A 24,129-nucleotide genomic window follows, 5' to 3' on the forward strand; every position below is an offset into this window, starting at 1 on the left:
TTGATGTCGCAGATGCCCCAGCAGGCCGCGTTGTCGCAGTGCCCGAACTGCGCGGAGCCACTCGAGTCGGACGACCGTTTCTGCGGTGTGTGCGGGTACGACCTGTCGGCGGTGCCCGCGCCGCCGCGGGACCACCCGACGCTCACCATGAACGGCGCGGACGGTCCCGGCGGGATCCCCGGCCAGGGCGCCCCCTGGCCCGGGGTGCCGGCCCCGGACGGCGGCCCCGGCACCCCGGCGGCGCACCGGCCGGGGGATCTCCCGGGCACCGACTCCGGCGGCTCCCCGCTGTCACCGGCCACGTCCCCGCCTCCACCGGTGCCCGCGCAGGCCCCGGGCTCCCCCGCGTCCCCGGTCTCCGGCGTCCGCTTCGACCGGCCTGCGCAGCCCGACGACTACCCGCTGCAGGCACCCGACCCACGGGTGGCCGCGGATGCCGCGAACGCGGCGGAGGAGGCCAAGGTGTGCGTGGCGTGCCGGGCGGGGCGGGTGGACAGCGACGGCTACTGCGAGAACTGCGGGCACGCCCAGCCCCGCGAACGCGACCACGTGGAGCAGGAGTCGGGGCCCGTCGCCGCCGTCAGCGACCGCGGTCTGCGTCACCACCGCAACGAGGACGCCTTCGCCGTCGCCCGGGCCGCGCTGCCCGACGGCTCGCCCGCGGTCCTGGCGGTCGTCTGCGACGGCGTCTCCTCCGCGACCCGCCCCGACGACGCCTCGCTGGCCGCGTCCCGGGCGGCGGGCGGGGCGCTGCTGGCCGCCCTGCCGCACGGCACCCACCCGCAGCAGGCCATGCACGACGCGATCGTGGCCGCCTCGCACGCGGTCAACGCCCTCGCGGACGAGCCCACCGCCCGCGAGCACGCGGTGCACCAGAACGCCCCCGCCTGCACGATCGTCGGTGCCGTGGTCACCTCGGACCTGCTGGTCGTCGGCTGGGTCGGCGACAGCCGCGCCTACTGGGTGCCGCTGGACCGCGCCGCGCCCCCGGCCCGGCTCACCGAGGACGACTCCTGGGCCGCGCAGATGGTCGCCGCGGGCCTGATGAACGAGGCGGAGGCGTACGCCGACGAGCGGGCCCACGCCATCACCGGCTGGCTCGGCGCCGACGCCTACGAACTGGAGCCGCACACCGCGTCCTTCAAGCCGGACCGGCCGGGTGTCGTGGTGGTGTGCACGGACGGGCTGTGGAACTACGCGGAGACGGCCGGGGAGATGGCCGAGGCCGTCCCGCTCGACGCGGCCGTCCGCCCGCTGCACGCCGCCCGGGTCCTGGTCGGCCACGCCCTGGACGGCGGGGGCCACGACAACGTAACAGTGGCCGTCCTGCCGTTCCCGGCTCCGCCGCAGGGGGCAGGATCGGCCTGAGGGGCCGCGCACGGGGAGGCCCCGGCGGACCGGAGGGGACCGGTCCGCACACAGTCATCGCCCACGGCGCCGTGGGTCCGGAGGGGGATACGGAACGGTCATGGCCAATTTCTCCAAGTCGAACGTGCCGCAGTTCTCGGTGGACGTGTACCAGAACGAGTACCTGCCGGAGGGCGGCCGCGAGGTCAACGCGATCGTCACGGTGACCGCGACCGGCGGGGGGACCGTGGGCAGCGCGGTGACGGCTCCCCACCTCTACACCGCCGGCCAGGGCCCCTCCGCCGCCGTGGCGGTCATGGTCGACTGTTCGGGCTCGATGGACTACCCGCCGACCAAGATGCGCAACGCCCGCGACGCCACGGCCGCGGCGATCGACACCCTGCGCGACGGCGTGCACTTCGCGGTGATCGGCGGCACCCACGTGGCCAAGGAGGTCTATCCGGGCGGCGGCGGGCTGGCCGTGGCCGACGCCACCACCCGGGAGCAGGCCAAGCAGGCGCTGCGCCGGCTCGGCGCGGGCGGCGGTACGGCCATCGGCACCTGGCTGCGGCTCGCCGACCGCCTGCTGTCCACGGCGGACGTCGCCATCCGGCACGGCATCCTGCTCACCGACGGCCGCAACGAGCACGAGTCGCCCGGGAACCTGAGGGCCGCCCTGGACGAGTGCGCCGGACGCTTCACCTGTGACGCGCGGGGCGTGGGCACCGACTGGGAAGTGAAAGAAGTCACAGAGATCGCCTCCGCGCTGCTCGGCACGGCCGACATCGTCGCCGACCCGGCCGGTCTCGCCGCCGACTTCACGCGGATGATGGAGACCGCGATGGGCAAGGAGGTCGCGGACGTCGCCCTCAGGTTGTGGACGCCGGTCGGCACCACCGTCCGGTTCGTCAAGCAGGTGGCCCCGACGGTGGCGGAGCTGACCGACCGCCGCACCGAGGCGGGCCCGCGCGCCGGGGACTACCCCACCGGCTCCTGGGGCGACGAGTCGCGCGACTACCACGTGTGCGTCGAGGTCCCCGCGGCCGGCATCGGCCAGGAGATGCTGGCCGCGCGGGTCTCGCTGGTCGTTCCGGAGGCCGGGGGCACGGTGCGGAACCTCGGCGCCCAGGGCCTCGTACGGGCGGTGTGGACCGACGACATGACCGCCTCGACCTCGATCAACCCCCAGGTCGCCCACTACACCGGCCAGGCCGAACTGGCACAGGCCATCCAACAGGGCCTCGACCTGCGCAAAGCGGGCGATTTCGACGGTGCGACGGCCAAACTGGGCCGGGCCGTCCAGCTCGCCAGTGCCTCCGGCAACGCGGATACTGCGAAACTGCTTGCGAAGGTGGTGGACGTGGTCGACGCCACGACAGGTACTGTGCGACTGAAGGCGAAGGTCGCGGAGGCCGACGAGATGACTCTCGAGACACGGTCCACAAAGACTGTTCGTGTAAAGAAGTAGTGACGTAGAACAAGCCGGGACGAGCCGGAACGACTAGCAGGACCCTGCGAGAGAGGGGGAAGCGCCGACATGCCGACCTGCCCGAACGGACACCAGTCGGGTTCCGACGACTGGTGCGAGGTCTGCGGTCACCGCATGGCCGGTGCCGTGCCTCCGCCCCCTCCGCCGCCCCCCGGCGGTGGGTACGGGTTCCCGCCGCCGCCCCCCGGCCACGGCGGCCAGCCCGGCGGACGCCACCTGTCCTCCGTGCCGAACACGGAACCGGAACTCTGCCCGCAGTGCCGCACGCCCCGCGAGGGCGGTGCGCCGTTCTGCGAGGAGTGCCGCTGGAACTTCCTGACCAACACGGCCACCTCCTACACCCCGGCCGCCCCGCGCACGCCCGCGCCGGGCCCGGCCTCCCCCCGCTTCCAGCCGCCCGGCCCGTCCTACGGCGGCGGTGACTCGTACGAGTACCAGGGCTCGCGCCCGTCGCAGATGAACCGGCCCGCCGAGCCGATCCCGCCGAACCCCTTCGGCAGCGAGCCGTCCGGCCCGACGCCGTTCGGCGGCGAGCGCGGCCAGCGCGGTCCCGGTCAGGGCGGTCCCGGCCAGGGCGGTCCCGGACAGGGCGGTCCCGGCCAGGGCGGTCCCCAGGGTTTCGGCGGCGAGCGCGGCCAGGGCGGTCCCGGTCAGCGCGGTCCGGGTGGTCCCGGCCAGGGCGGCTTCGGCGGCGGTCAGAATCCGGCCGGTCCCCCGCCGTTCGGCCGTGACCCGTCCGGCCACGGCGGTCATCCCGGTGCGCCCGGACCCGGCGGCTTCGGTGGCGCCCCGTCGCGGCAGGTTCCGCCGCCCCCCGGCCCCGGTACCACGGCCGGTGGTCCGCCGTCCGCCTTCCAGCAGTCCGGCCCGCCCGCCCCGCCGGCCTTCCCGCAGGAGACCCGCCGCCCCCAGCCGGGCGGTCCGTCCTTCGGCGGCGGTGACGACGACTGGGTGATCCCCCCGCCCTCGTCCGCGAATCCGGCCGGCGCTCCCGGCGGCGGCTACGGCTACCCGCAGCCCGGCGCCACCCAGGCCCCGCCCGGCCCCGGCTACCCGCAGGCTCCGCAGGGCCCGGCCACCTGGACGGCGACGATCGGCCCGGACCGCGAGTACTTCATGGCGATGATGCAGCGCTCCGGCCCCGAGGCCGCGGGCCTGAACCTGCCCGCGTACTCGCCCGAGCAGCAGCGCACGCTCACCGGCAACCAGGTCACCATCGGCCGCCGCCGCCACTCCACCGGCGACACCCCGGACATCGACCTGTCGGTGCCGCCGGAGGACCCGGGCGTCTCGCACCAGCACGCGGTGCTGGTGCAGCAGCCGGACGGCAGCTGGGCGGTCGTCGACCAGAACTCGACCAACGGCACCACGGTCAACGGCGGCGAGGAACCGATCCAGCCCTTCGTGCCGGTACCGCTGCGGGACGGCGACCGGGTGCACGTGGGCGCCTGGACGACGATCACCGTCCGGCGCGGTTAGCCGCCGCGGCCGGCGGCCGGCCGGGGCAGGCTCACGGGAGGGGCACGTTCACGGGAGGGGCCAGGTGTGCGGCCCCTCCGGGTCGTCCAGCCAGGCCCACTCGTGGTCGCCGCTGACCGTGACGCCGTACCGCTCGCGCGGGGGCATGCCCTGGCGCTTCCAGAGGGCGTACGCCTCCCGGGGAGCGGGCGTACCCCGGGTGAGCGCCAGCAGGAAGCGGAACAGCTCCTGCCCGCGGGCCCGCGGGGGCAGCCCCTCCAGGGACACCGGCTCCGGCTCCGGCCGGTGCTCGCCGCGGAGCGGCACGAAGAACGCCGGAGTGGCGAGGAAGCGGCCCTCGGCGTGCCCGGCGTCCCGCACGGTCAGCGCCACCAGGCCGGTGGCGAGCGGCGTCAGGACGCGCGCGCCGGGACGGCACTGGGCGAGCCAGGCGCGCGGCACCGACGGCAGGGCGCAGGTCGCGATGATCCGGTCGAAGGGGGCGCGTTCGGGGACGCCGCGCGCTCCGTCGCCGGTGACGACGGCCGGGTGGTACCCGGCGGCGGCCAGGTGCCGCCGGGCCGACTCGGTGATCTCCGGCTCCAGGTCGACGGTGGTGACCAGGTCGTCGTCGCCGAGCCGCTGGGCGAGCAGGGCCGCGTTGTAACCGGTGCCCGCGCCGACCTCCAGCACCCGGTCGCCGTCCCGCACCCGCAGTTCGGCGAGCATCTGGGCCATCAGCGAGGGCTGGCTGCTGGAGGAGAGCAGTTCCCCGTCCCGCAGCCGGGTGGCCAGCGGGGCGTCGGCGTAGGCGCCGCCCAGCCAGCGCCGCCGCGCCCCGGCGTCCGGGCTCTCGCCCCATCTGCACTCGTAGCCGCGCGCGGCGGCGACGTAGTAGTACGGCACGAACAGGTGCCGCGGCACCTGGGCGAACACCGCACGCCACACCGGATCGGCGTCCCAGGCCCCGCTCGCGTCGATCTCCCGCACCAGCGCGGCCCGCGCGGAGGCGGCGAGTTCGGCGAACTCCTCGTCGTCGAGCGCGTACGACCCCATGCGTCCACTGTGCGGCGCCGAGCGGCCGGGGGCGAGTGGTCCCGGGGCCTCGGTCCCCGGCCGGGGCGTCTGAGACCATGGGTACGTGAACGAGATCCGGCGCGGCACGCTTCAGGAGAAGACCTTTTACGAGCAGGTCGGCGGGGAGGAGACCTTCCGCCGCCTGGTCCACCGCTTCTACCAGGGGGTCGCCGAGGACCCGCTGCTCAGGCCGATGTACCCGGAGGAGGACCTGGGGCCGGCCGAGGAGCGGCTGAGGCTCTTCCTCATCCAGTACTGGGGCGGCCCCACGACGTACAGCGACAACCGCGGCCACCCCCGCCTGCGCATGCGCCACGCCCCCTTCGCCGTCGACCGGGCGGCCCACGACGCCTGGCTGCGGCACATGCGGGAGGCCGTCGACGAGCTCGGCCTGTCCGAGGAGCACGAGCGCCAGCTGTGGAACTACCTGACGTACGCGGCCGCCTCGATGATCAACACCGCCGGCTGACCGCCGGGTGACCGTCGACTGACCGCCGGTGGCCGCCGGTCGCCGCCGGGTGATCAAGGCGCCCGGCGGGTCAGCGGACGCTGAAGCCCAGTGTCCCGAGTCCCGCCGTGCGCACGGCGACGGACCCGTACGGCGTGCGCAGCCTGAGCCACGCGCCCGACGAGAACAGTCCCAGGCCGCCCGCGCCACCGGGGCGCAGGAACCCCAGCGACTGGGCCGCGTGCACGGCCCGCACCGGAAGGGCGGTGTCCGCGACCGTCCGGGACCAGATCTGCCGCCCGATCCGGTCGAGCTCGGCGCGGGTCCGCAGCTCGGGCGCCAACTCCTGCGTGCGGGAGCGGAATTCGGCGACGGCGGCGGCGACCGTGGTCCGCAGGGCGTCGGGCGCCGGAAGTCCCGGCTCGGCCCGCCACCCGCCGCGCGGCGGGAGGACCCCCGCCCACGGCGGCCCGGTCACCGCGCCGGGGACGACGGCCGTGGCCGCCGTCTCGTCGACGGACTCGAGGAGCTCACCCGCGGACACGGTCACGTCCAGCGTGGCGTCCAGCCCGTCCTCGTACGGCTTCTCCAGCCGCACCGCGCGGATCGCCAGCACCTCGAACGACGGCGGCCGCCCGAACACGGCGAGCGCGGTCCCCGCGGCCTGGAGGCGCACGGCGGCCCCCCGGTCGTAGTGGAGCAGCCGGGCGAGGAAGGCGGTGAGGTCGGCCGCCTCCCCCTCGTCGGCGAGAGGGAGCACCGTCATGCGGCGACGGCCTCCTCCTCGTCGTCCCGGTACTCCTGGAGGAACTCCCGCTCCTCCGCGGTGATCCGGCGCGGCCGCTGGGTCTCGAAGTCGAACGGCACGACCACCGTCGAGGCCCGTACGTAGACCAGGTCGTCGTCCTTCACCTCGTAGGTGATGGTGAAGGACGCGGCCTTGATCTCACTGACCCACAGCTCGATGTCCACCGGGTGGTGCCGGTGGACGAGCTGCCGCTTGTAGTCGATCTCGTGGCGCGCCACCACCGACCCCTGCTTGAACTCCTTCTCCGGACGGTGCAAGAAGTTGATCCGGGCCTCCTCCAGGTAACGGATGAAGACCGCGTTGTTGACGTGGCCGTACGCGTCCATGTCCGACCAGCGCAGCGGGCAGCGGTAGATGTGGCGCAAGACCGATCAGCCCCGGGTCAGCTTCTTGTAGGTGGCGCGGTGCGGACGCGCGGCGTCCGGGCCCAGCCGCTCGATCTTGTTCTTCTCGTACGACTCGAAGTTGCCCTCGAACCAGAACCACTTGGAGTCACCCTCGTAGGCGAGGATGTGCGTGGCGACGCGGTCGAGGAACCATCGGTCGTGGGAGACGACCACCGCGCACCCGGGGAACTCGAGCAGCGCGTTCTCCAGGCTGCTGAGGGTCTCGACGTCCAGGTCGTTGGTCGGCTCGTCGAGGAGCAGCAGGTTGCCGCCCTGCTTGAGGGTGAGCGCGAGGTTGAGCCGGTTGCGCTCACCTCCGGAGAGGACCCCGGCGGGCTTCTGCTGGTCCGGGCCCTTGAAGCCGAACGCGGAGACGTACGCGCGGCTCGGCATCTCGACCTGTCCGACGTTGATGTAGTCCAGCTCGTCGGAGACGACGGCCCACAGCGTCTTCTTCGGGTCGATGTTCTCGCGGCTCTGGTCGACGTACGAGATCTTGACCGTGTCGCCGACCTTGATGCTGCCGGAGTCGGGCGTCTCCAGCCCCTGGATCATCTTGAAGAGGGTGGTCTTGCCGGCGCCGTTCGGACCGATGACCCCGACGATGCCGTTGCGCGGCAGCGTGAAGGACAGGTCGTCGATCAGCACCTTCTCGCCGAAGGCCTTGTTGAGGTTGTTGACCTCGACGACCACGTTGCCCAGCCGCGGGCCCGGCGGGATCTGGATCTCCTCGAAGTCCAGCTTCCGCATCTTCTCGGCCTCGGCGGCCATCTCCTCGTAGCGCGCCAGACGCGCCTTGGACTTGGCCTGCCGCCCCTTGGCGTTGGACCGCACCCACTCCAGCTCTTCCTTGAGCCGCTTCTGCCGCTTGGCGTCCTTCTGGCCCTCGACCTTGAGGCGGGTCGCCTTGGTCTCCAGGTACGTGGAGTAGTTGCCCTCGTACGGGTAGGCGCGGCCGCGGTCGAGCTCGAGGATCCACTCGGCGACGTTGTCGAGGAAGTACCGGTCGTGGGTGATGGCCACGACGGTGCCCTCGTACTTGGCGAGGTGCTGCTCCAGCCAGTTCACCGACTCGGCGTCGAGGTGGTTGGTGGGCTCATCGAGCAGCAGCAGGTCGGGCTGCTCCAGCAGCAGCTTGCACAGCGCGACGCGGCGGCGCTCACCACCGGAGAGGTTGGTGACCGGCCAGTCCCCGGGCGGGCAGCCCAGCGCGTCCATGGCCTGCTCGAGCTGGGCGTCGAGGTCCCAGGCGTTGGCGTGGTCGAGCTGCTCCTGGAGCTTGCCCATCTCGTCGAGCAGCGCGTCGGAGTAGTCGGTCGCCATGAGCTCGGCGATCTCGTTGAACCGGTCGAGCTTGCCCTTGATCTCGGAGACACCCTCCTGGACGTTCTCCAGGACGGTCTTCTCCTCGTTCAGCGGGGGCTCCTGGAGCAGGATGCCGACGCTGTACCCGGGGGAGATGAACGCGTCGCCGTTCGACGGCTGCTCCAGCCCCGCCATGATCTTCAGCACGGTCGACTTACCGGCACCGTTCGGGCCGACGACGCCGATCTTCGCCCCCGGCAGGAAGTTCAGGGTGACGTCGTCGAGGATCACCTTGTCGCCGTGCGCTTTGCGCGCCTTGCGCATGGTGTAAATGAACTCAGCCAAGAGAAACCGTCCGGCAGCTTGAAATCTGGCAGTGGGCAGATACAGCCCATCTTGCCCGACCGCCACCCCTGGGCGGAAACCCATCTGGCCACGATCCCCTGACCTGGCATTTTGCTGCCGGTAGCGGAGGCTCACCTGTCACTGTCGGTCGCTGGTGAGCACCCTCGGGCACCCTCGCACGGCCCAGAGACGGCCCAGAGTCTCCGCCGGACCGTCACCAGTTTGGGTGGGTCGAGGGGCAGGCACCCGCCGGCGACTGCGGTTCCCCGTGGCTCCCCGTCAGACCTGGCACGGGTGTGGCACGCACCTCAGCCGTTCTCAGTACGTCGCGCAGCACGTCGATCCCTGAGCGCTCCGGCCCCTACCGCGATGGCGCCGAAGAGGACACTGGACACGATGTCCGTCGGAGTCAGACCGGCAAGGCTCTCTTGGCAAGCTGAGTGACGTGCTACCGGTTGACGACCATGACGACATAGACCATGCCGACGACCGCGACCAGGCAGACCACAACGGCAGCGATCGCGGCAACGCAGACCACTGCCGTCACGCCGAGAATCGCGGTCCGTCCCACCCGGGTTACCCGCTCGGACCGCTCGACTGCGCTCTCGTAGTCGCTGTCGTCGTACCCATCTCGATCGGTCATGGCACCCCTGCTCCAAAGGATAGATGGCGCGGCCGACTCCTTCTCCCGGCCCACCACTGTCCCCAGCTGCCATCCCGTCCGCCGTCGACCCACACACAGGGGAGCGGGCGTGGTTCATGGCGTCCGGGTGGAGCGCGCCACTGTACGAAGGACCTGGACGCCATGGGCCGCGTCTGCTCGGCTCTGCCTGGGGCGACGGTGGACGGGACGGGAGCTCACCACGCTCGCCGCAATGTGCCCGCGGCCGGGAACGGCGCCCTCTCCCACCTCGCCGGCCAGTTCGGCACCCTACGAGCCGACGGGCGACTCCCGCGCTCGCCGGCGAGCTCGGGCCCACGTGGCGGAGCGGGGCCTCAGGGCCGGCTCACTGGGCCTCCCGTCGCCGGAGCAGTACCAGTACTCCGCCCCCGATGACCACGAGCCCGATCGCCACGCCCGCGATCAGTGGGGTGATGGCGGAGCCGCCGGTCGCGGCGAGGTTCGGGTCAACGGCCGTGCCGCCCACCGACGCGGGGCTCGGTCCGCTGAGGGTCTGGATGGTGTCGCCCGTCGCGTCGGTCTGGGTGTGGCAGTCCAGGACGCCGGTGAAGCGCTGCTGGAAGCCGTTCGGGCCGGTGATCGTGAAGTCGTAGGCCTGGTCCTCCTGGAGGGGGACCGTCACCGTGCGGGTGGCGCCCGCGGGAATGGTGTACTCGGTTTCCATCAGCGAGAAGGTGAACGGCTTGTCGCCCGTGTTGGTGCCGGTGATGTCCAGGGTGCCCTTGGCGCAGTTCTCGGTGGCCGACAGCGCCGGTATCGCGCCCGCGGCCGCCCAGCGGGCGCTCGCGGTGGCGGAGACCGTCGACTCGCTGGAGCCGGCCAGGATCTGGGTCTGGCTGCGGCTGTCGGAGGTGAAGGCGCGGCCGACCGGGACGCTGGTCGAGGCCTGCACCGTCAGTTCGGCCGAGCCTCCCCCGCTGTCCGACGCGTGGGCGGTGCCCCCGTCCGGGTCTTCGGGGACGTCGAAGAAGAGGCGGCTGCCGTCCGAGGCGGAGGTGACCGGCTTGCCGTTCTTGTCGACGACGCGGACGCCGGTGATCGCCGCGTCCGCCGGCGGTGTCACCGTCACGCTGCGCGCGTTGGTGTGCACGGTCACCGGGCCGAGCAGTCCGCCGGGCCGGCCGGAGACCGCGGGCGGGTCGAGGGTGAGGGAGGCGGCGGGCTCCGCCACGGCGCGGGCGCTCTTCTCCAGGTAGTCCGCGAGCTTCTCGGCCTGCGGGTCCACCGCGTCGACGTCGGCGCCGTCGGACCAGCGCCAGATGGCGACCTGTGTGCCCGCCGCGGCGTCCTGCTCGGTGAGCCCGCGGACACCCGCCCGGCCGGCCAGCGACGCGAGATCGTTGACCTGGGGGTAGGAGTTCTGCAGGATCCAGCGGATCCGGCCGGCGTTCTTGTTGGTGCCGAGCGAGGTCTCGCTCCAGGAGGTCTCCTGGTACTTGGCATCCTTCTGCGTGGGGTTGCGCAGGTCGACGCAGTACGTCTGCAGGGTGCCGCCGCCCTCGACGGACATCTCGAACAGCCCGGCGGACACCCGCTGGTCGCCGCCGTCCTCGTGGATCACGGCCTCGCCGTACGTCTTCAGGCCGCCGATGGTGGCGGTCGCGCCGCCCCGGTGCTGCGGCGTCCCGTCGGCGGCTGCCGCACCGGCTCCGGCCAGCAGGCCGGCGGCCACCAGCCCGGTGACCAGGGCCGCGGCGGCAGCACGGGCCGGCCCGCGTCCGCGCGCGGAACACGCGGACGTCAGGGCGACCTCCGAGGACCCAGAGAACGCAGAAAGCACTAAATTCCCCTTCGAGCAGGACCCGTTGGTGTGGGGGGAACGGTCCCACCAGCAGAATCAGGAAGGCAGAAGGCAGCCCCGAGGGCTACGCCCGGCATCCTATGGATCAAGCACACGCCGCTCGGCGGTCATATCGTCGGATGAGCGATCCGACTCGGAATCGTTATCGCAGCCATGGCTGACGTCACGTCACCGTGGCCGGTTCCGGATGCTGTTCGCCGGGCGGTGTCTCCCAGGCGGGTTCCGGCCTGCGCGGGAGGGCCGCCTCGGGCTTGGGCGTGCGCAGGAAGGCCGAGGTGCCGCGGGCCAAGTCGTGGCCGATCGCCACGGCGTCGATGTCCGCGGAGACCCACTTCTGCCCGTCGCGCGTCTCCTCGCGCACCTTCAGCCGGCCGTGGACGACGACAGGATCGCCGAGGTTCAGCGAGGCCGCCGTGTTGGCGGCGAGCTGACGGTTGGCCCACACGGTGAAGTAGTTCGTGCTGCCGTCCGTCCAGACGTTCCTGTCGCGGTCCCAGTAGCGCGGCGTCGCCGCCAGCCGGAAGCGCACCGACGGGCCCGAGGCCAGATCGCGGTACGTCAGCTTCGTCGCCACGTTGCCCACCACGCACACCATCGTCTCGTTCATCGCGGATCCCTCCCTCACGCGTACGGGCCCGTCCCGTACGGCTGCGTCCGGTACGTCGGTCGCGTCGCGCACTGCCGTGTCGTGCGTCGCGATCGCCGTGGGACCAGACTGCCGCCGTCGGGACGGGCCCGCCGAGCGCTGTGGACCACCGTCCGGCTGTGGAGAACTCCCTCACCCGGACGAGTGGTTCATCTGCCCGAAGGCAGGGATCCACCCCTTCCCTGGGGCAGGGGTCGCCCCACTGTGGCCCCCGCCCTCGTCACCCGCCCGTACTGCTCCCGCACCTCGCGGTACCGCAGCAGCTCCGCGGCCACCGGATCGAGCACCCGGGCCCGGCCACAGCCCGCCGCGGCCTCCCTTAGCCGGCGTTCCGCCTCCAGGCCGTGGCGCCGTGCCGGGCCTCGCGCCGCCATCCGGCAGCCCCATTCGATGAGCGGCCCGCCGACGATGCCGGACATCATCAGCAGCACCGGCACGCCCAGATTGGGCGCCATGACGCCGACGATCTGCCCCAGCAGCCACAGACCACCCACGATCTGCAGCAGGGTCATCGCCGCCTGGGCCAGTACGGCCACCGGCCACCAGCCCGGCCGCGGCGGGCGCCCGGGCGGCATCCCGGCCCGCGCCGCCAGCTCGTCCAGCGTCTCGGACAGTCCCTGGGAGCCGCGTACGGCCGCCTCGCGCACCGCCTGCGCCCAGGGCGTGGGCAGCCCCGCGGAGGCCCGGTCGGCCACCGTGCGGACCGCCTGCTCGACGCGCTGGCGGGCGGTGGCCTCCTCGTCCACCGGGGCCCCCACGGTGAGCCGGCCCGTCGTGGGTTCACGCCGGCCCTGGCACCACCGCCACAGCCGCATCCAGGGCGTGCCGCAGGCCCGGTTGGCATTGCGCAGCCAGGCGCGTTCGGCGGCCTCGCCCGCGGCGGTGGCGCCCACGGCGTCCGCGAGCCGGGCGGCGAACTCCTCCCGCGCCTCCTCGCTCAGCCCGATGCGCCGCCCGGTGGCGTACACGGGCCGCAACCGGGCGGCGGCGGAGTCCACGTCGGCCGAGATGCGGCGGGCCGCCGCCCCGCGCTCGGCCACGAACTGCCCGAGCGCCTCCCGCAGATCACCCATGCCGTCCCCGGTGAGCGCGGACACGGCCAGCACGACGGCGCCCGGTTCGCCGTACTCCCCCAGGGCGACACCGTCCTCGTCGAGCAGCCGCCGCAGGTCGTCCAGGACCTGGTGGGCGGCGTCGCCGGGGAGCCGGTCGACCTGGTTCAGGACGACGAACATGACCTCGGCGTGGCCCGCCAGGGGCCGCAGATAGCGCTCGTGGAGCATCGCGTCGGCGTACTTCTCCGGGTCGACGACCCAGATGACCGCGTCGACCAGCCGCAGGATGCGGTCCACGTGCTCCCGGTGCTCGACGGCCGCGGAGTCGTGGTCGGGCAGGTCGATCAGGACCAGCCCGCGCAGCTGGTCGTTCTCCGCGCTGTGCATCGGCCGGCGGCGCAGCCGTCCGGGGATGCACAGCCGGTCGATCAGGGTCGCCGCGCCGTCGCTCCAGCTGCACGCGATGGGCGCGGCGGTGGTCGGCCGCCGTACGCCGGTCTCCGAGATGGCGACCCCGGCCAGGGCGTTGAACAACTGCGACTTGCCACTGCCGGTGGCGCCGGCGATGGCTACGACGGTGTGCTGGCCGGAGAGCTTGCGGCGGGCCGCCGCCTCGTCGAGGACCCGGCCCGCCTCGGCGAGCGTGCGGCTGTCGAGCCGGGTGCGGGAGAGCCCGACCAGTTCGCGCAGGGCGTCGAGGCGGGAACGCAGTGGACCGTCGTAGGCGAGCGGGGTGACCTGCTGGGAGCCGGGCTTCCTGGTTTCGAAGGCGGAGACCTGGTCGGCGGCGGCGGTCTCGGTCACCCGCCGGGCGATGAGGCCGTCGTCCCAGACGTCGGTGGAGTCGGCCGCCGGTTCGGGGGCGGCGGTGTCCCGCACGCGCGCGTGCTGCGCGATCCTCGCCTGCTCGCCGCTGTCCTCGTCCCTCTCCTTGTTCTTGCCCCTGTCGTTGCCCCTGTCGTTGTCCTTGTCCGTGTCCCCGCCTCCGTTCACGCCCGTCGCGCCGGCCTTCTCGGGCCGGGCCGGGCGGGGGGCGGCCGGTGACGGATCCTGACCGGGGCGGCCGTCGCCCTCGCGCCTGGGAGCCGGGGCCGGCTCTGCGGGGGCCGCTTCGCCGGTGGGGCGGCGGTCGGAGTGGTCGGTGCGCACGGCGCTGCCGGGGCTGCCAGTGCCACTGGCGCCGCCGGTGCCACTGGTGCCGCCGGTGCCGCCGTCCGTGCCGGGGCCCGCGCCGCCGTCCTCCTGACCGCGGTCCGCGGCGCGATCAGTCTGACCGCGGTCCGCCCCGCGATCCGTACCGCGTTCGCTGGGGTCGGCCTGACCCATGCGGCCTACGTGGTCGATGCGGCCGAGTTGATCGTCCATGTGACGCGTGGTCTCCATGTGGCCGGTGTGGTCCTGGTCAGTGACGGCGGTCACCGGTCACCTCTCCTTCTGCAGTACGGACAGCGCGGCGATGAGTTCGGCCTGCGGTTCGGGATGGACCTCCAGGGCGTCGAGCGGGGCGAGACGGCGTTCGCGTTCGCCGTGGATCACCCGGTCCACGTAGTCGGCGAGCAGCCGTCCGGCCCGGTCGCGCAGCCGCAGCGCGCCGTGGGCGCCGATCCGCTCGCCGAGCGCCTCGCCCGCGGAGCGCGCCCGGCGGCCGCCGAGCAGCGCGGTGGCGACCAGAGCGGCGACGACCTCCGGGTCCGGGGCGACGCTGCGGTCGAGTTCGCGCACCTCGTCCTCGGCGTACTCCTCGAGTTCGCGCCGCCAGCGCCGTACGGCGAGCCCGATGCGGTGTTCGGCGCTGCCCAGGGACGGATCCCGTGCGGTGAGGCCGGGGGCTTCCGCGGCCGGCTCGCGCCGCCAGGCGTCGTCCACACGCTCATCGGCGGCCGTGACGGCGCACAGCAGCAGTGCGGCCAGGCTCTCCGCCAGGGCGTCGAGGAGTTCCCCGGCGGTGCAGTCCAGCGGGAAGGCGCGCCAGCGCTTGAGCGCGTCCCCGGCGAGTACGGCCCCGGCCTGCAGCCGTCCCCGCAGGCGTGCGTGCTCGCTGTCGTACGCCGAGTCGACGGCGGCCGTAAGCCGCAGGGCGGCCGCGTACTGGGCGGAGGTCGCGGCGGCCAGCTCGGGCAACCGCGCGTTGAGCGAGTCGAGGAGGCCGTACGCGGTGCGTCCCATGACGTGCTGCCGGGACGCTGGATCGTGCGCCTGCTGCAGGAACCAGCTGCGCAGCGGGGCGACGGCGGTGGCCGGCAGCAAGCCGCCTCCCCAGGCCGACTCGGGCAGCTCGGGCACGGTGAACCGGGGTACGTCGCCGAGCCCGGCCTTGGTCAGCAGCGCGCCGTACTGCCGCGAGACCTCGGAGACCACCTGGTGGGGCACCCGGTCGAGCACGGTCACCAGAGTGACGTCGTACTCCTTCGCGGTGCGCAGCAGGTGCCAGGGGACCGCGTCGGCGTATCGGGCGGCCGTGGTCACCATCACCCAGATGTCGGCAGCGCAGATGAGTTCGGCGGCGAGCACACGGTTCTCGGCGACCAGGGAGTCGATGTCCGGCGCGTCGAGCAGGGCGAGCCCGCACGGGAGGCTTTCGGCGGTCTCGATCCGCAGCACGCGCCCGGGATCCTCGGTGGGGAGCGGGAAGTCGTCCGCCGGGTCCCGTTGGGGCTCCCATACGCGGTTGAGGTGGGGCAGCACCCGCATCCCGCTGAACCAGTGATGGTCCTGCGGGTTGCAGACCAGCACCGGCGTCCGGGTCGTCGGCCGCAGCACGCCCGCCTCGCTGACCCGTCGCCCCACGAGGGAGTTGACCAGCGTCGACTTGCCCGCCCCGGTCGAACCTCCTACGACCGCCAGCAACGGCGCCTCGGGCTCCCGCAGGCGGGGCACCAAGTAGTCGTCGAGCTGCGCCAGTAGTTCGTCGCGGTTGGCACGCGCGCGTGGGGCCCCCGCCAAGGGCAGCGGGAAGCGTGCGGCAGCGACACGGTCGCGCAGGGCGGAGAGTGCGTCGAGCAGCTGAGGCCGTACGTCCAAGGTCACCACATGCGAAGAATGCCCAATTTTGGGGGAATTCTAAAGCATATAGACATGTCTGCGCGCCGAAGGGACAGAACGGGCACAGAGGACGACTGGGACGCGGGCGCAGTCCGGGCATAACGAGTGCACAACACCCGATGGCGCCGGAGGCCAAAAGCGGTGCACGATTCGCACCTGCCTGCGATTATCAGGACCGCTTCACCGAACCTCCACATCGAGCCACGGAGGCGAAGCAACAGGGACAAGGAAGCAGGAGCCCTATCCTTGTCCCCGGCCCCCGTAGCTCAGTGGATAGAGCAGGCGCCTTCTAAGCGCTTGGCCGCAGGTTCGAGTCCTGCCGGGGGCGCATACAGCCTCTCACCCGCAGAAACGCGTGAGGGGCTCTTTCGCGTCCGGATGCACATCGCTCGATGGGCAGGCGCCTCGCCTGCCCGCCATCGCGGGTAACGATGTAGCACCGGGTAGCACACTTCGTTATCGTGGACACATGACAGCGCAGCCGGAGATCACTCAGCGCGATCTGCGCACCCGCTCCAAGGAGATCATGGATGCCGTCCAGGGAGGACAGGCGTTCACCGTCACTCGCGACGGCCACCGTGTCGGCGAGCTGATCCCGCTCCGCCGCCGTCGCCGCTTCGTTCCCCGTGCCGAGTTCGCGGCCATGTCACGCACCGCCCCCGACATCTCACTGGGCGCCTTCCGCGACGACCAGGACGCCGCCGTCGAGCAGGAGTTGGACGACCCGTATGCCCGTTGAGCACGAGCAGGGACTGCTCGACACCAACATCATGATCCTGCGCAAGTGGATCGACGCCGACGAACTGCCCGCCGAGATGGCCATCAGCGCCATTACCCTGGCGGAACTCTCCGCCGGGCCCCACCAGGTGCGCGGCACCGGCGAGCAGAGCGACTACGACGAACATGCCGAGCGGGCCCGCCGCATGGACGTCCTGCAGCGCGCCGAGAACGAATTCGACCCCATCCCGTTCGACGTGGAGGCCGCCCGCCTCTACGGAAGAATCTGCGCCGCCGTTGTCTCCGCAGGACGCAAGCCCCGTCGACGCGTGGCCGACCTGATGATCGCCGCCACCGCGGCCGCGGAGCAGCTTCCCCTCTTCACCACCAACCCCGGCGACTTCAAGGGCCTCGACGATCTGGTCACCATCGTGCCCGTCACCCGGCCCGAAATCCTGCACGACCGGTAGAGCCCTGTCCGCGCTGGCCTGCGCCGAAGGCCGAGGGGGTTCCTCTCCCGGTCGCGGACCCCCACCGCCCGTCATCGGCTCGTGCCGCGCGAGACCTGGATCTGCACGGAGCCGGCGACGGGAGTCTCGGTGCCGGCACGCGCCCATACGGTCACCCGATGACGCCGATCAAGAGGTTCCAAGTCACCTTCGACTGCGCAGAACCTGAACGGCTCGCTCGCTTCTGGTGCGAGGTGCCGGGGTACGTGAGGCCGGCCCGGAAGTACAGCAACCACCGCAACCGCGGGTGACCGGCGGCAAGAGCCGGTCACCGACTCTCACGGTCGCGCAGGTCGTGCTCGGTCCCGGCGACCGCCGGCCCCCAGCTGTCCGGCATGCGGGCGACCACGACCGCGGCGGCTTCCTGAGCCGTGTAAGAGGGCTCCTTGGAGAACTTCTCTCCGTGGCGATGCACCGCATAACGACCACCACCGAGCGGGTAGATCGCGGAAACGTCCCGCGAGAACGGAAACCCGGTGCACCTGCTGAACATCAGGGTGCCGTGGCTGGTGAAGGGGAACAGCGCACGCAGCCGGGGCTCGGCGTGGGCCGCTCGAATCATGTCCAAGTCCCTGTACGGGTGCGGTTCCAGGCAGCGGCGCCACTTCTCCGCCACGGCGTACTCAGGGCCTCGTTCGTGGGCCAGGGCCAGGGCGCCGAAATCCATGAAGGGGGCGGCTGTGCGCAGCTCGGCCAAGGTGACGCCCTCGTGCCAGGCCGCGGCCGCCACCGCGAGTGCGGTGAGGTCGGGTGTGGAGCCGTTGGTGAGATTCACACCTTGGCCCCACGCGGCGATGAGGAATACCCGCTCCGTGGATCCGAGGTTCACGTTGAAGTCGTCCAGCCGTGGGTTGCGGCTCCCCACCCGCGCATGGATGAGCGTCGATCCGTCACGCGACGACCGGACCTCACCGAGGTCCAGGCAGTTGTCGGTGGCGCACCGGGCAAGCGCGGCAGCGAGGCTGCTGGCGTCCGCCACCTCGGGATAGAGCTCGGGATCGGGCTGGAGCGGCCGACGTGCGGAAGAAGGCTGAGTCATTCGAACATGATCACTCACCGGTTCAGGGCACGTTCGGGAGTTCTCCGGAAGAGCGGGCCCGGTGTGGACCGTCCTCGTCGTTCACGACGGTTCACCGGAGAACTCAGGTGAACGCCCCGGTGGGCCGGTCGGCGGGTTCACCACGCTCCGCTCGTCGCGGGGTAGCCGCCGTCCACCCGTATCTCCTCGATGCCGCTGATGTGCCTGGCCCCGCAACGGTCCTGGGGCAGGACGAGCTGGGGGCCGCTGCGGTCGAGCGGGGTGTCGTCGACGGTGACCGCGAGGAGGACGGGCGCGCCGCCGAAGTCGGGGTCGATCTCCGCCCAGGACAGCAGGGCGTGGTGGCCGTCCGCGCCCCGCACGGCGATCAGGAAGCGCAGCCGGTCCTTGCGGCGGGCGGGGTGGAAGACCGGGCCGGCCGCCGACAGGACGTCGTGCAGGAGCGGGCCGGTGAAGGCGTGGTGCTGGATGCCGCTGGTGGCGCATTCGAAGCTGACCCGCGCCCGGTGCCGGGGCCAGGCGAGCAGGGCGGCCACCGTCAGGCGGGCCGGCCGGGCCAGGTCACCGGTGAGGACGACTTCCGCCACCGGAACGGCGGCCGTAGCGGCAGCAGTGGGGGGCTGACTCACGGGCTACCACCTCCCGGATGTCCCTACCCGCGCCTCTGTCCCACATAAACGCACATGCCAACCTCACAGACAGTAGGTGCTGCTTATGCAATGAGGTAGCTGCTTCTCACCTCGCATGTGCGGCACTATCATCGGCATTCGCCAGGGATGAGAACAGAGGGAGTGGACCCGTGACGACCCGTTTCACGTGCCGGACCCGCCGGACCCGCCGGACCCGCCGGACCCGGACCTTGCGGGTGGCCGGTGCGGTGGCCGCCGCGCTGCTGGCCATGAGCGCCTGCTCCTCCTCCGACGACTCCTCCTCCTCCGACGACTCCTCGTCGGAGGAGCTGTCCGGCAAGGTGACCGTGTTCGCCGCCGCCTCGCTGAAGGAGAGCTTCACGACGCTGGGCAAGGAGTTCGAGAAGGCACACCCGGGTACCGAGGTGACCTTCAGCTTCGGCGGCAGCGACTCGCTGGCCGCTAGCATCACCGGCGGCGCCCCGGCCGACGTGTTCGCCTCCGCCAGCCCCAAGACCATGGCGATCGTGACCGACAAGAAGGACAACGCCACCGAGCCGGTCACCTTCGTACGCAACCAGCTGGAGATCGCCACCCTGCCGGGCAACCCGGACAAGGTCTCCTCCCTCAAAGACCTCACGAAGTCCGGTCTGAAGGTCGTGCTGTGCGCCAAGGAGGTGCCGTGCGGCGCCGCCGCGCAGAAGGCCCTGGAGGCCGACGGGCTCGAGCTCACCCCGGTCTCCTACGAGGAGGACGTCAAGGCCGCCCTGAACAAGGTGGTGCTGAAGGAGGCCGACGCGGCGGTCGTCTACCGGACGGATGTGCGCGCGGCGGGTGGCAAGGTGGAGGGCGTGGAGTTCCCCGAGTCCGCCGACGCCGTCAACGACTATCCCATCGCCCTGCTGAAGAACGCGCCCAGCGCCGGCGCCGCCAAGGCGTTCATCGCGTTCGTGCGGTCCGCCGAGGGCCAGAAGGTCCTGACCGGGGCCGGGTTCCTGAAGCCGTGAGCTCCCGGCACGACGAGTCCGCCGCAGTGGCCGATTCCGGTGACGTGGCCGAGTCCGGTGACGTGGCCGAGTCCGGCACCTTGACGCGCGGGCGACGGCGCGGGCCACGGCGCGGGCGGGGCCGTGCGGACGCCGGAGGGGGCGTGCCGCTGCCGCTGCTCGTGCCCGCGCTGCTGGGGCTGGTGTTCCTGGTGCTGCCGCTGGCCGCCCTGCTGGTCCGTACGCCCTGGCAGGGCCTGCCGGACCTGCTGACCAGTACGGAGGTGTGGCAGGCGCTCCAGTTGTCCCTGGTGTGCGCCACGGCCGCGACGGCCGTGGCGCTGGTGGTCGGGGTACCGCTGGCCTGGCTGCTGGCCCGGGTCGAGTTCCGCGGACGCGGGCTCGTACGGGCGCTGGTCACGCTGCCGCTGGTCCTGCCCCCGGTGGTGGGGGGCGTGGCGCTGCTGATGGCGCTGGGCCGCAACGGGGTCGTGGGGAAGTGGCTGGACGCCTGGTTCGGCGTCACGCTGCCGTTCACCACGGCGGGCGTCGTGGTGGCCGAGGCGTTCGTGGCGATGCCGTTCCTCGTCATCAGTGTGGAGGGCACGCTACGGGCGGCCGACCCGCGGTACGAGGAGGCCGCGGCCACCCTGGGCGCCTCCCGCTTCACCGCGTTCCGCCGGGTCACCCTGCCGCTGATCGCGCCGGGCGTCGCGGCGGGCGCGGTCCTCGCCTGGGCGCGCGCGCTGGGCGAGTTCGGCGCGACGATCACCTTCGCCGGCAACTTCCCCGGCCGTACGCAGACCATGCCGCTCGCCGTCTACCTCGCCCTGCAGAGCGACCCCGAGGCCGCTGTCGCGCTCAGCCTGGTGCTGCTGGCCGTGTCGGTCGCGGTGCTCGCGGGGTTGCGTGACCGCTGGATGACCGCCTCATGACCGGCACGGAGAAGAGGACCGGCACGGAGAAGGGGACCGCGCCGCCTCCTGCGACGGGCGGTCGCGCCCCGGCTCCCGGGGGGCTGGACGCCCGCCTGGTCGTGGAACGCGGCGCCTTCCGTCTCGACGTCGCGCTCACGGCCGCCCCCGGTGACGTCGTCGCCCTGCTCGGCCCCAACGGCGCCGGCAAGACCACCGCCCTGCGCGCCCTCGCCGGTCTCGTCCCGCTCACCGACGGTCACCTGTGGCTGGACGGCGCCCCGCTGGACCGTACGCCCCCGGAGTCCCGCCCGATCGGCGTCGTCTTCCAGGACTACCTGCTCTTCCCCCACCTTTCCGCCCTGGACAACGTCGCGTTCGGGCCGCGCTGCCACGGCGCGGGCAAGGCGGAGGCCCGCGCCGAGGCGGCCGAGTGGCTGGACCGGATGGGCCTCGCCGCCCACGCCGGTGCCAAGCCTCGCCGTCTCTCCGGCGGCCAGGCCCAGCGGGTCGCCCTGGCCCGCGCCCTGGCCGTCCGCCCCCGGCTGCTGCTCCTCGACGAGCCCCTCGCCGCGCTCGACGCCCGCACCCGCCTGGAGGTACGGTCCCGGCTGCGCCGCCACCTGGCCGAGTTCGAGGGCGTCGCCCTGCTCGTGACACACGATCCGCTGGACGCCATGGTGCTGGCCGACCGCCTCGTCGTCGTCGAGGGGGGCCGCGTCGTCCAGGAGGGCACCCCGTCCGGCATCGCCCGCCACCCGCGTACCGACTACATCGCCCACCTCGTCGGCCTGAACCTCTACCGGGGGCGGGCGGAGGGGCACACCGTCCACAGCGACACGGGATGCGTGATCACCACGTCGGAGAGCCTCACGGGGCCGGTCTTCGTCGCCTTCCCACCGAGCGCGGTCACCCTGCACCGCGACCGCCCCGCCGCCTCCAGCGCCCGCAACCTCTGGCGGTGCGAGGTCGCCGGCCTGGAGACGCACGGCGACCGGATCCGCGCCGACCTCACCGGCGAACTCTCCCTCGCGGCCGACCTGACGACGATGGCCGCGGCCGAACTCGGTCTCCATCCGGGAGCCACGGTCTGGGCGACGCTCAAGGCCGCCCAGACCCACGCCTACCCCGCCTGACGTACGGCTCCCGCCGAGCGTGACCGACGGTCGGCGTTCGTCGATCGCCGGTTGCGTATCGACGGTCGCCGGTTGCTTCGCCGTCGCCGGTTTTGCGTATCGACGGTCGCCAGTTGCCGTCGGCGGTCGCCGGTCCCCGCGCACCGTCGGCTACGCGTACCGGTAGATCCGGCTGTGGTCGTGCAGTTCCTCCGGTGTCAGGTCCCACGGCGGCATCTTCTCCCGCCGTGCGACGACCCGGCCGTGCTGGGCGTCACCCTTGGCGAGGGGGGCGGCGGGGAGGTAGCGGGCTTTCGGGTGGCGCCGCTGCCAGCGGGACCAGAGGAGGTCGACGAAGGCGTGGTGCATCCAGAAGACGGGGTCGTTGGCGGAGGCGCCGCCCACCATGTGGCCGCCGACCCACCGGTGGACCCGGTTGTGGTTGCGCCACGAGGCGGCGCCCTTCCCCGGTCCCCATCCCTCCAGTCTGTTGCGGAACCCCCTGGCGGACGTGGAGTTCCACGGCGCCGTGTCGTAGACCGGATCCGCGAGGGCCGCCTCGACGTCCCGGGCCGTCGGCAGTGCGATCGGGTCCGCCGAGCGGCCCAGGTCGCGTTGGAGGAACGGGGTGTCGGTGACCCCCACCCTGATGGGCCACCCGCCGTTGCGCCAGGCGAAGGGACCCGCCGTGACCTGCCGGTCGGAGCCGCGTCCGGTGCCGCCGAGCAGGTCCTCGGTCCACGGCGCGGCCGTCCGGCTGCGCTCACGCGTCCAGTCCCAGTACGGAACGGTCACCGAATCGTCCACGCGGCGCAGCGCCTGCTCCAGGTCCAGCAGGAAACTGCGGTGCCAGGGCAGGAAGGAGGGTGCCATGTGGGCGGCGCGCAGGCCTCGTTCGCCGTCGGGCTTGTAGTACTCGATGTGCGTGCGCACGAACTCGTCGTACTCGCCGCGGCGTTTGACCTCGAGGAACGCGGTGACGAGCCGACGCCGCTCGGACCGGGTGAGCGTGCTGACGTCCTTACGCGTGTACACCACTGTGGTGGTTCCCCTCGGCTCCCGCGCGGCCGCCCGCCGCACCGCTGTCGGTCATACCGCCGCTGCCGGTCGTACCGCCGCTGCCCTCCGGCATGCCGAGCCGCTCGGTGGGGCCGAGTTCGTCGACGGCCGCACGCGCGGCGGCCAGAGGCGTCGGATAGGACCGGTAGTGGTCGACCATGGTCATCCAGCCGCCGTCCGCCCGGCGCATGAGGTGAAGCGGCTGTCCGTCCACGGTGACCTGCCACCCGCCCGAGCCGTCGTCCCCGTCCACCCCGTCGTCTCCGTCGTCTCCGTCGTCTCCGTCGTCTCCGTGCCGTCCCGCACGATGCCGGACACCGACGAGACGGCGCCGGCGGTAGGTCTCCTCGAACCTCTCCTCCACCGGTCCGGCCGGCCAGGAGGCCGCCAGTACGGGGGCGAGCGCCACACCGGCGCCCGACGTCAACAGCCCCAGAAGTAACCGCCTACGGCCTGTGGTCCGGGTACCCGGACCGTCAGCTCGCGGAGAGCACATTCCGTTAGTGGTTGAGTTCACCGCGGCATTCTAGTGGCGCACCAAAACGCGCTTGTCCGCGAATTCACCCGAGCAGAGTATTCGTATTCATAAGGCCACACAGATGAGGGATTCGCTCTTTCGGCGCAGGACTGCACCGCCTGTTTTTCACGACCCCCGGACAAAACCGAAGGCCGACTCCGCGGGATGCGGAATCGGCCTCTTCGGAGCGATGCCCTGAAACACCGGGAAGCGGTGGGCATCGCGGCCGGGAAAGCCCTCAGCCGTGCAGCGGAAGACCGCCCAGCAGCGCCTTGCCGCCGGCCAGCCGAGAGGTCGAGCCCTGCACCGAGTTCAGCACCGAGCCCTTCTTCTTGGCGTCGAGGGCGTCCAGCTTCTGCAGCTGGCCCACCTGGACGGGCCCCTTGGCAAGGCTGTTCGCCACGCCGTTGACCCCGGAGCCCGTCACGTCGCCGGCGTTCAGGGCGAACGCGGGCGCGGCAGCGCCGGCGATGACCAGGGACCCGGCAACGACGGCGGCGGCCTTCAGAGACTTCATCGTGTTCCTTTCTTCGGCCGCGTGGGCAGCCGGCGGAAATGTCTGTCGCCGTACCCAACGATCCCCGACCGGTCGGGTAACTCCGCGGACGGGGATGACCGAGTCCTCATATGAGATTGAGAGGGACCCGATCCCTACCGGGGCTCCCCTGTCCAATTCATCATTCCGACACACTTGTCCGGTTTCAGATGATTAGGCATTTTTGCGGCTAGAGTGACAAGCGTCCTACGTGCTCCTC

At 72.3% G+C, this 24,129-nt stretch carries 23 protein-coding genes, 1 tRNA gene and 1 pseudogene; 11 read left to right on the top strand and 14 right to left on the bottom strand.

Going from position 1 to position 24,129, the window contains the following annotated elements; all coding sequences use genetic code 11:
• Positions 1 to 3: 3 nt before the first annotated feature.
• From ABZX30_RS09850 to ABZX30_RS09860, 3 genes are all read left to right on the top strand, one after another.
• The gene (locus tag ABZX30_RS09850) at positions 4 to 1,368 is read left to right on the top strand and encodes a PP2C family serine/threonine-protein phosphatase (protein WP_355931087.1); all 1,365 of its coding nucleotides are present in this window, start codon (positions 4 to 6) and stop codon (positions 1,366 to 1,368) included.
• A 100-nt stretch (positions 1,369 to 1,468) separates the two neighbouring features.
• Positions 1,469 to 2,815 carry a VWA domain-containing protein gene (locus ABZX30_RS09855; protein WP_355931090.1) on the top strand — a complete coding sequence of 449 codons (1,347 nt, stop codon included), beginning with the start codon at positions 1,469 to 1,471 and terminating at the stop codon, positions 2,813 to 2,815.
• Positions 2,816 to 2,884: 69 nt separating this feature from the next.
• Positions 2,885 to 4,315: an FHA domain-containing protein gene (locus ABZX30_RS09860; protein ID WP_355931092.1), complete on the top strand. Its 1,431-nt coding sequence runs from the start codon at positions 2,885 to 2,887 to the stop codon at positions 4,313 to 4,315.
• A 48-nt stretch (positions 4,316 to 4,363) separates the two neighbouring features.
• On the opposite strand, the gene ABZX30_RS09865 is transcribed toward ABZX30_RS09860, so the two are convergent.
• Complete coding sequence (locus ABZX30_RS09865) at positions 4,364 to 5,350, bottom strand: methyltransferase domain-containing protein (RefSeq protein ID WP_355931094.1); 987 nt, start codon at positions 5,348 to 5,350, stop codon at positions 4,364 to 4,366.
• 85 nt (positions 5,351 to 5,435) lie between these two features.
• Between ABZX30_RS09865 and ABZX30_RS09870 the strand changes: the two genes are divergently transcribed.
• Positions 5,436 to 5,840 (top strand): globin, encoded by a 405-nt coding sequence (locus tag ABZX30_RS09870; protein WP_355931096.1) that lies wholly within the window; start codon positions 5,436 to 5,438, stop codon positions 5,838 to 5,840.
• Positions 5,841 to 5,910: 70 nt separating this feature from the next.
• Here ABZX30_RS09870 and ABZX30_RS09875 read toward each other — a convergent pair whose 3' ends face one another.
• The 8 genes from ABZX30_RS09875 to ABZX30_RS09910 form a co-directional block, all read right to left on the bottom strand.
• Positions 5,911 to 6,585 (bottom strand): hypothetical protein, encoded by a 675-nt coding sequence (locus ABZX30_RS09875; protein WP_355931098.1) that lies wholly within the window; start codon positions 6,583 to 6,585, stop codon positions 5,911 to 5,913.
• On the bottom strand, positions 6,582 to 6,992 hold the full coding sequence (locus tag ABZX30_RS09880; protein ID WP_355931101.1) for a thioesterase family protein: 411 nt from the start codon (positions 6,990 to 6,992) through the stop codon (positions 6,582 to 6,584). Before ABZX30_RS09880 ends, ABZX30_RS09875 begins: the two co-directional genes overlap by 4 nt.
• Positions 6,993 to 6,998: 6 nt before the next feature.
• Positions 6,999 to 8,663, bottom strand: a complete 1,665-nt coding sequence (gene ettA, locus ABZX30_RS09885; RefSeq protein ID WP_355931103.1) for an energy-dependent translational throttle protein EttA — start codon at positions 8,661 to 8,663, stop codon at positions 6,999 to 7,001.
• A 448-nt stretch (positions 8,664 to 9,111) separates the two neighbouring features.
• Entirely contained in the window at positions 9,112 to 9,306 is a 195-nt protein-coding gene (locus ABZX30_RS09890; protein WP_355931106.1) for a hypothetical protein, read from the bottom strand.
• A gap of 364 nt (positions 9,307 to 9,670) precedes the next feature.
• Positions 9,671 to 11,089, bottom strand: a complete 1,419-nt coding sequence (locus ABZX30_RS09895; RefSeq protein ID WP_355931308.1) for a Cys-Gln thioester bond-forming surface protein — start codon at positions 11,087 to 11,089, stop codon at positions 9,671 to 9,673.
• 220 nt (positions 11,090 to 11,309) lie between these two features.
• On the bottom strand, positions 11,310 to 11,753 hold the full coding sequence (locus ABZX30_RS09900) for a single-stranded DNA-binding protein (protein WP_355931108.1): 444 nt from the start codon (positions 11,751 to 11,753) through the stop codon (positions 11,310 to 11,312).
• Between the two features lie 188 nt (positions 11,754 to 11,941).
• Positions 11,942 to 14,266: a YfjP family GTPase gene (locus ABZX30_RS09905; RefSeq protein ID WP_355931111.1), complete on the bottom strand. Its 2,325-nt coding sequence runs from the start codon at positions 14,264 to 14,266 to the stop codon at positions 11,942 to 11,944.
• A gap of 3 nt (positions 14,267 to 14,269) precedes the next feature.
• Complete coding sequence (locus tag ABZX30_RS09910) at positions 14,270 to 15,877, bottom strand: dynamin family protein (protein WP_355931113.1); 1,608 nt, start codon at positions 15,875 to 15,877, stop codon at positions 14,270 to 14,272.
• A 267-nt stretch (positions 15,878 to 16,144) separates the two neighbouring features.
• Here ABZX30_RS09910 and ABZX30_RS09915 point away from each other — a divergent pair.
• From ABZX30_RS09915 to ABZX30_RS09930, 4 genes and pseudogenes are all read left to right on the top strand, one after another.
• A tRNA-Arg gene (locus tag ABZX30_RS09915) sits at positions 16,145 to 16,217 on the top strand.
• 141 nt (positions 16,218 to 16,358) lie between these two features.
• The gene (locus ABZX30_RS09920; RefSeq protein WP_355931115.1) at positions 16,359 to 16,628 is read left to right on the top strand and encodes a type II toxin-antitoxin system prevent-host-death family antitoxin; all 270 of its coding nucleotides are present in this window, start codon (positions 16,359 to 16,361) and stop codon (positions 16,626 to 16,628) included.
• Complete coding sequence (locus ABZX30_RS09925) at positions 16,618 to 17,076, top strand: type II toxin-antitoxin system VapC family toxin (RefSeq protein WP_355931117.1); 459 nt, start codon at positions 16,618 to 16,620, stop codon at positions 17,074 to 17,076. The genes ABZX30_RS09920 and ABZX30_RS09925 overlap by 11 nt, the downstream gene beginning before the upstream one ends.
• 158 nt (positions 17,077 to 17,234) lie before the next feature.
• A pseudogene (locus ABZX30_RS09930) lies at positions 17,235 to 17,330 on the top strand (VOC family protein); the annotation flags it as partial.
• Positions 17,331 to 17,383: 53 nt separating this feature from the next.
• On the opposite strand, the gene ABZX30_RS09935 reads toward ABZX30_RS09930, so the two are convergent.
• On the bottom strand, positions 17,384 to 18,154 hold the full coding sequence (locus ABZX30_RS09935; RefSeq protein WP_355931120.1) for a DUF6193 family natural product biosynthesis protein: 771 nt from the start codon (positions 18,152 to 18,154) through the stop codon (positions 17,384 to 17,386).
• Positions 18,155 to 18,291: 137 nt separating this feature from the next.
• The gene (locus tag ABZX30_RS09940; protein WP_355931123.1) at positions 18,292 to 18,783 is read right to left on the bottom strand and encodes a molybdopterin-dependent oxidoreductase; all 492 of its coding nucleotides are present in this window, start codon (positions 18,781 to 18,783) and stop codon (positions 18,292 to 18,294) included.
• 170 nt (positions 18,784 to 18,953) lie between these two features.
• Here ABZX30_RS09940 and modA point away from each other — a divergent pair, with 170 nt between their 5' ends.
• The 3 genes from modA to ABZX30_RS09955 all read left to right on the top strand — a co-directional run bounded on the left by modA (position 18,954) and on the right by ABZX30_RS09955 (position 21,819).
• Positions 18,954 to 19,790: a molybdate ABC transporter substrate-binding protein gene (gene modA, locus ABZX30_RS09945; RefSeq protein WP_355931125.1), complete on the top strand. Its 837-nt coding sequence runs from the start codon at positions 18,954 to 18,956 to the stop codon at positions 19,788 to 19,790.
• 80 nt (positions 19,791 to 19,870) lie between these two features.
• Positions 19,871 to 20,704, top strand: coding sequence for a molybdate ABC transporter permease subunit (gene modB, locus ABZX30_RS09950; protein WP_355931310.1), 834 nt, complete (start codon positions 19,871 to 19,873; stop codon positions 20,702 to 20,704).
• On the top strand, positions 20,701 to 21,819 hold the full coding sequence (locus tag ABZX30_RS09955) for an ABC transporter ATP-binding protein (protein ID WP_355931128.1): 1,119 nt from the start codon (positions 20,701 to 20,703) through the stop codon (positions 21,817 to 21,819). The genes modB and ABZX30_RS09955 overlap by 4 nt, the downstream gene beginning before the upstream one ends.
• A 150-nt stretch (positions 21,820 to 21,969) precedes the next feature.
• On the opposite strand, the gene ABZX30_RS09960 is transcribed toward ABZX30_RS09955, so the two are convergent.
• The 3 genes from ABZX30_RS09960 to ABZX30_RS09970 all read right to left on the bottom strand — a co-directional run bounded on the left by ABZX30_RS09960 (position 21,970) and on the right by ABZX30_RS09970 (position 23,891).
• Entirely contained in the window at positions 21,970 to 22,836 is an 867-nt protein-coding gene (locus ABZX30_RS09960) for a tyrosinase family protein (protein ID WP_355931131.1), read from the bottom strand.
• The gene (locus tag ABZX30_RS09965) at positions 22,820 to 23,353 is read right to left on the bottom strand and encodes a tyrosinase family oxidase copper chaperone (RefSeq protein WP_355931313.1); all 534 of its coding nucleotides are present in this window, start codon (positions 23,351 to 23,353) and stop codon (positions 22,820 to 22,822) included. Before ABZX30_RS09965 ends, ABZX30_RS09960 begins: the two co-directional genes overlap by 17 nt.
• Before the next feature lie 259 nt (positions 23,354 to 23,612).
• Positions 23,613 to 23,891, bottom strand: a complete 279-nt coding sequence (locus ABZX30_RS09970; protein ID WP_355931134.1) for a hypothetical protein — start codon at positions 23,889 to 23,891, stop codon at positions 23,613 to 23,615.
• Between the last annotated feature and the right edge of the window lie 238 nt (positions 23,892 to 24,129).

This window comes from Streptomyces sp. NPDC004542 (assembly GCF_040610035.1).
GTDB lineage: Bacteria > Actinomycetota > Actinomycetes > Streptomycetales > Streptomycetaceae > Streptomyces.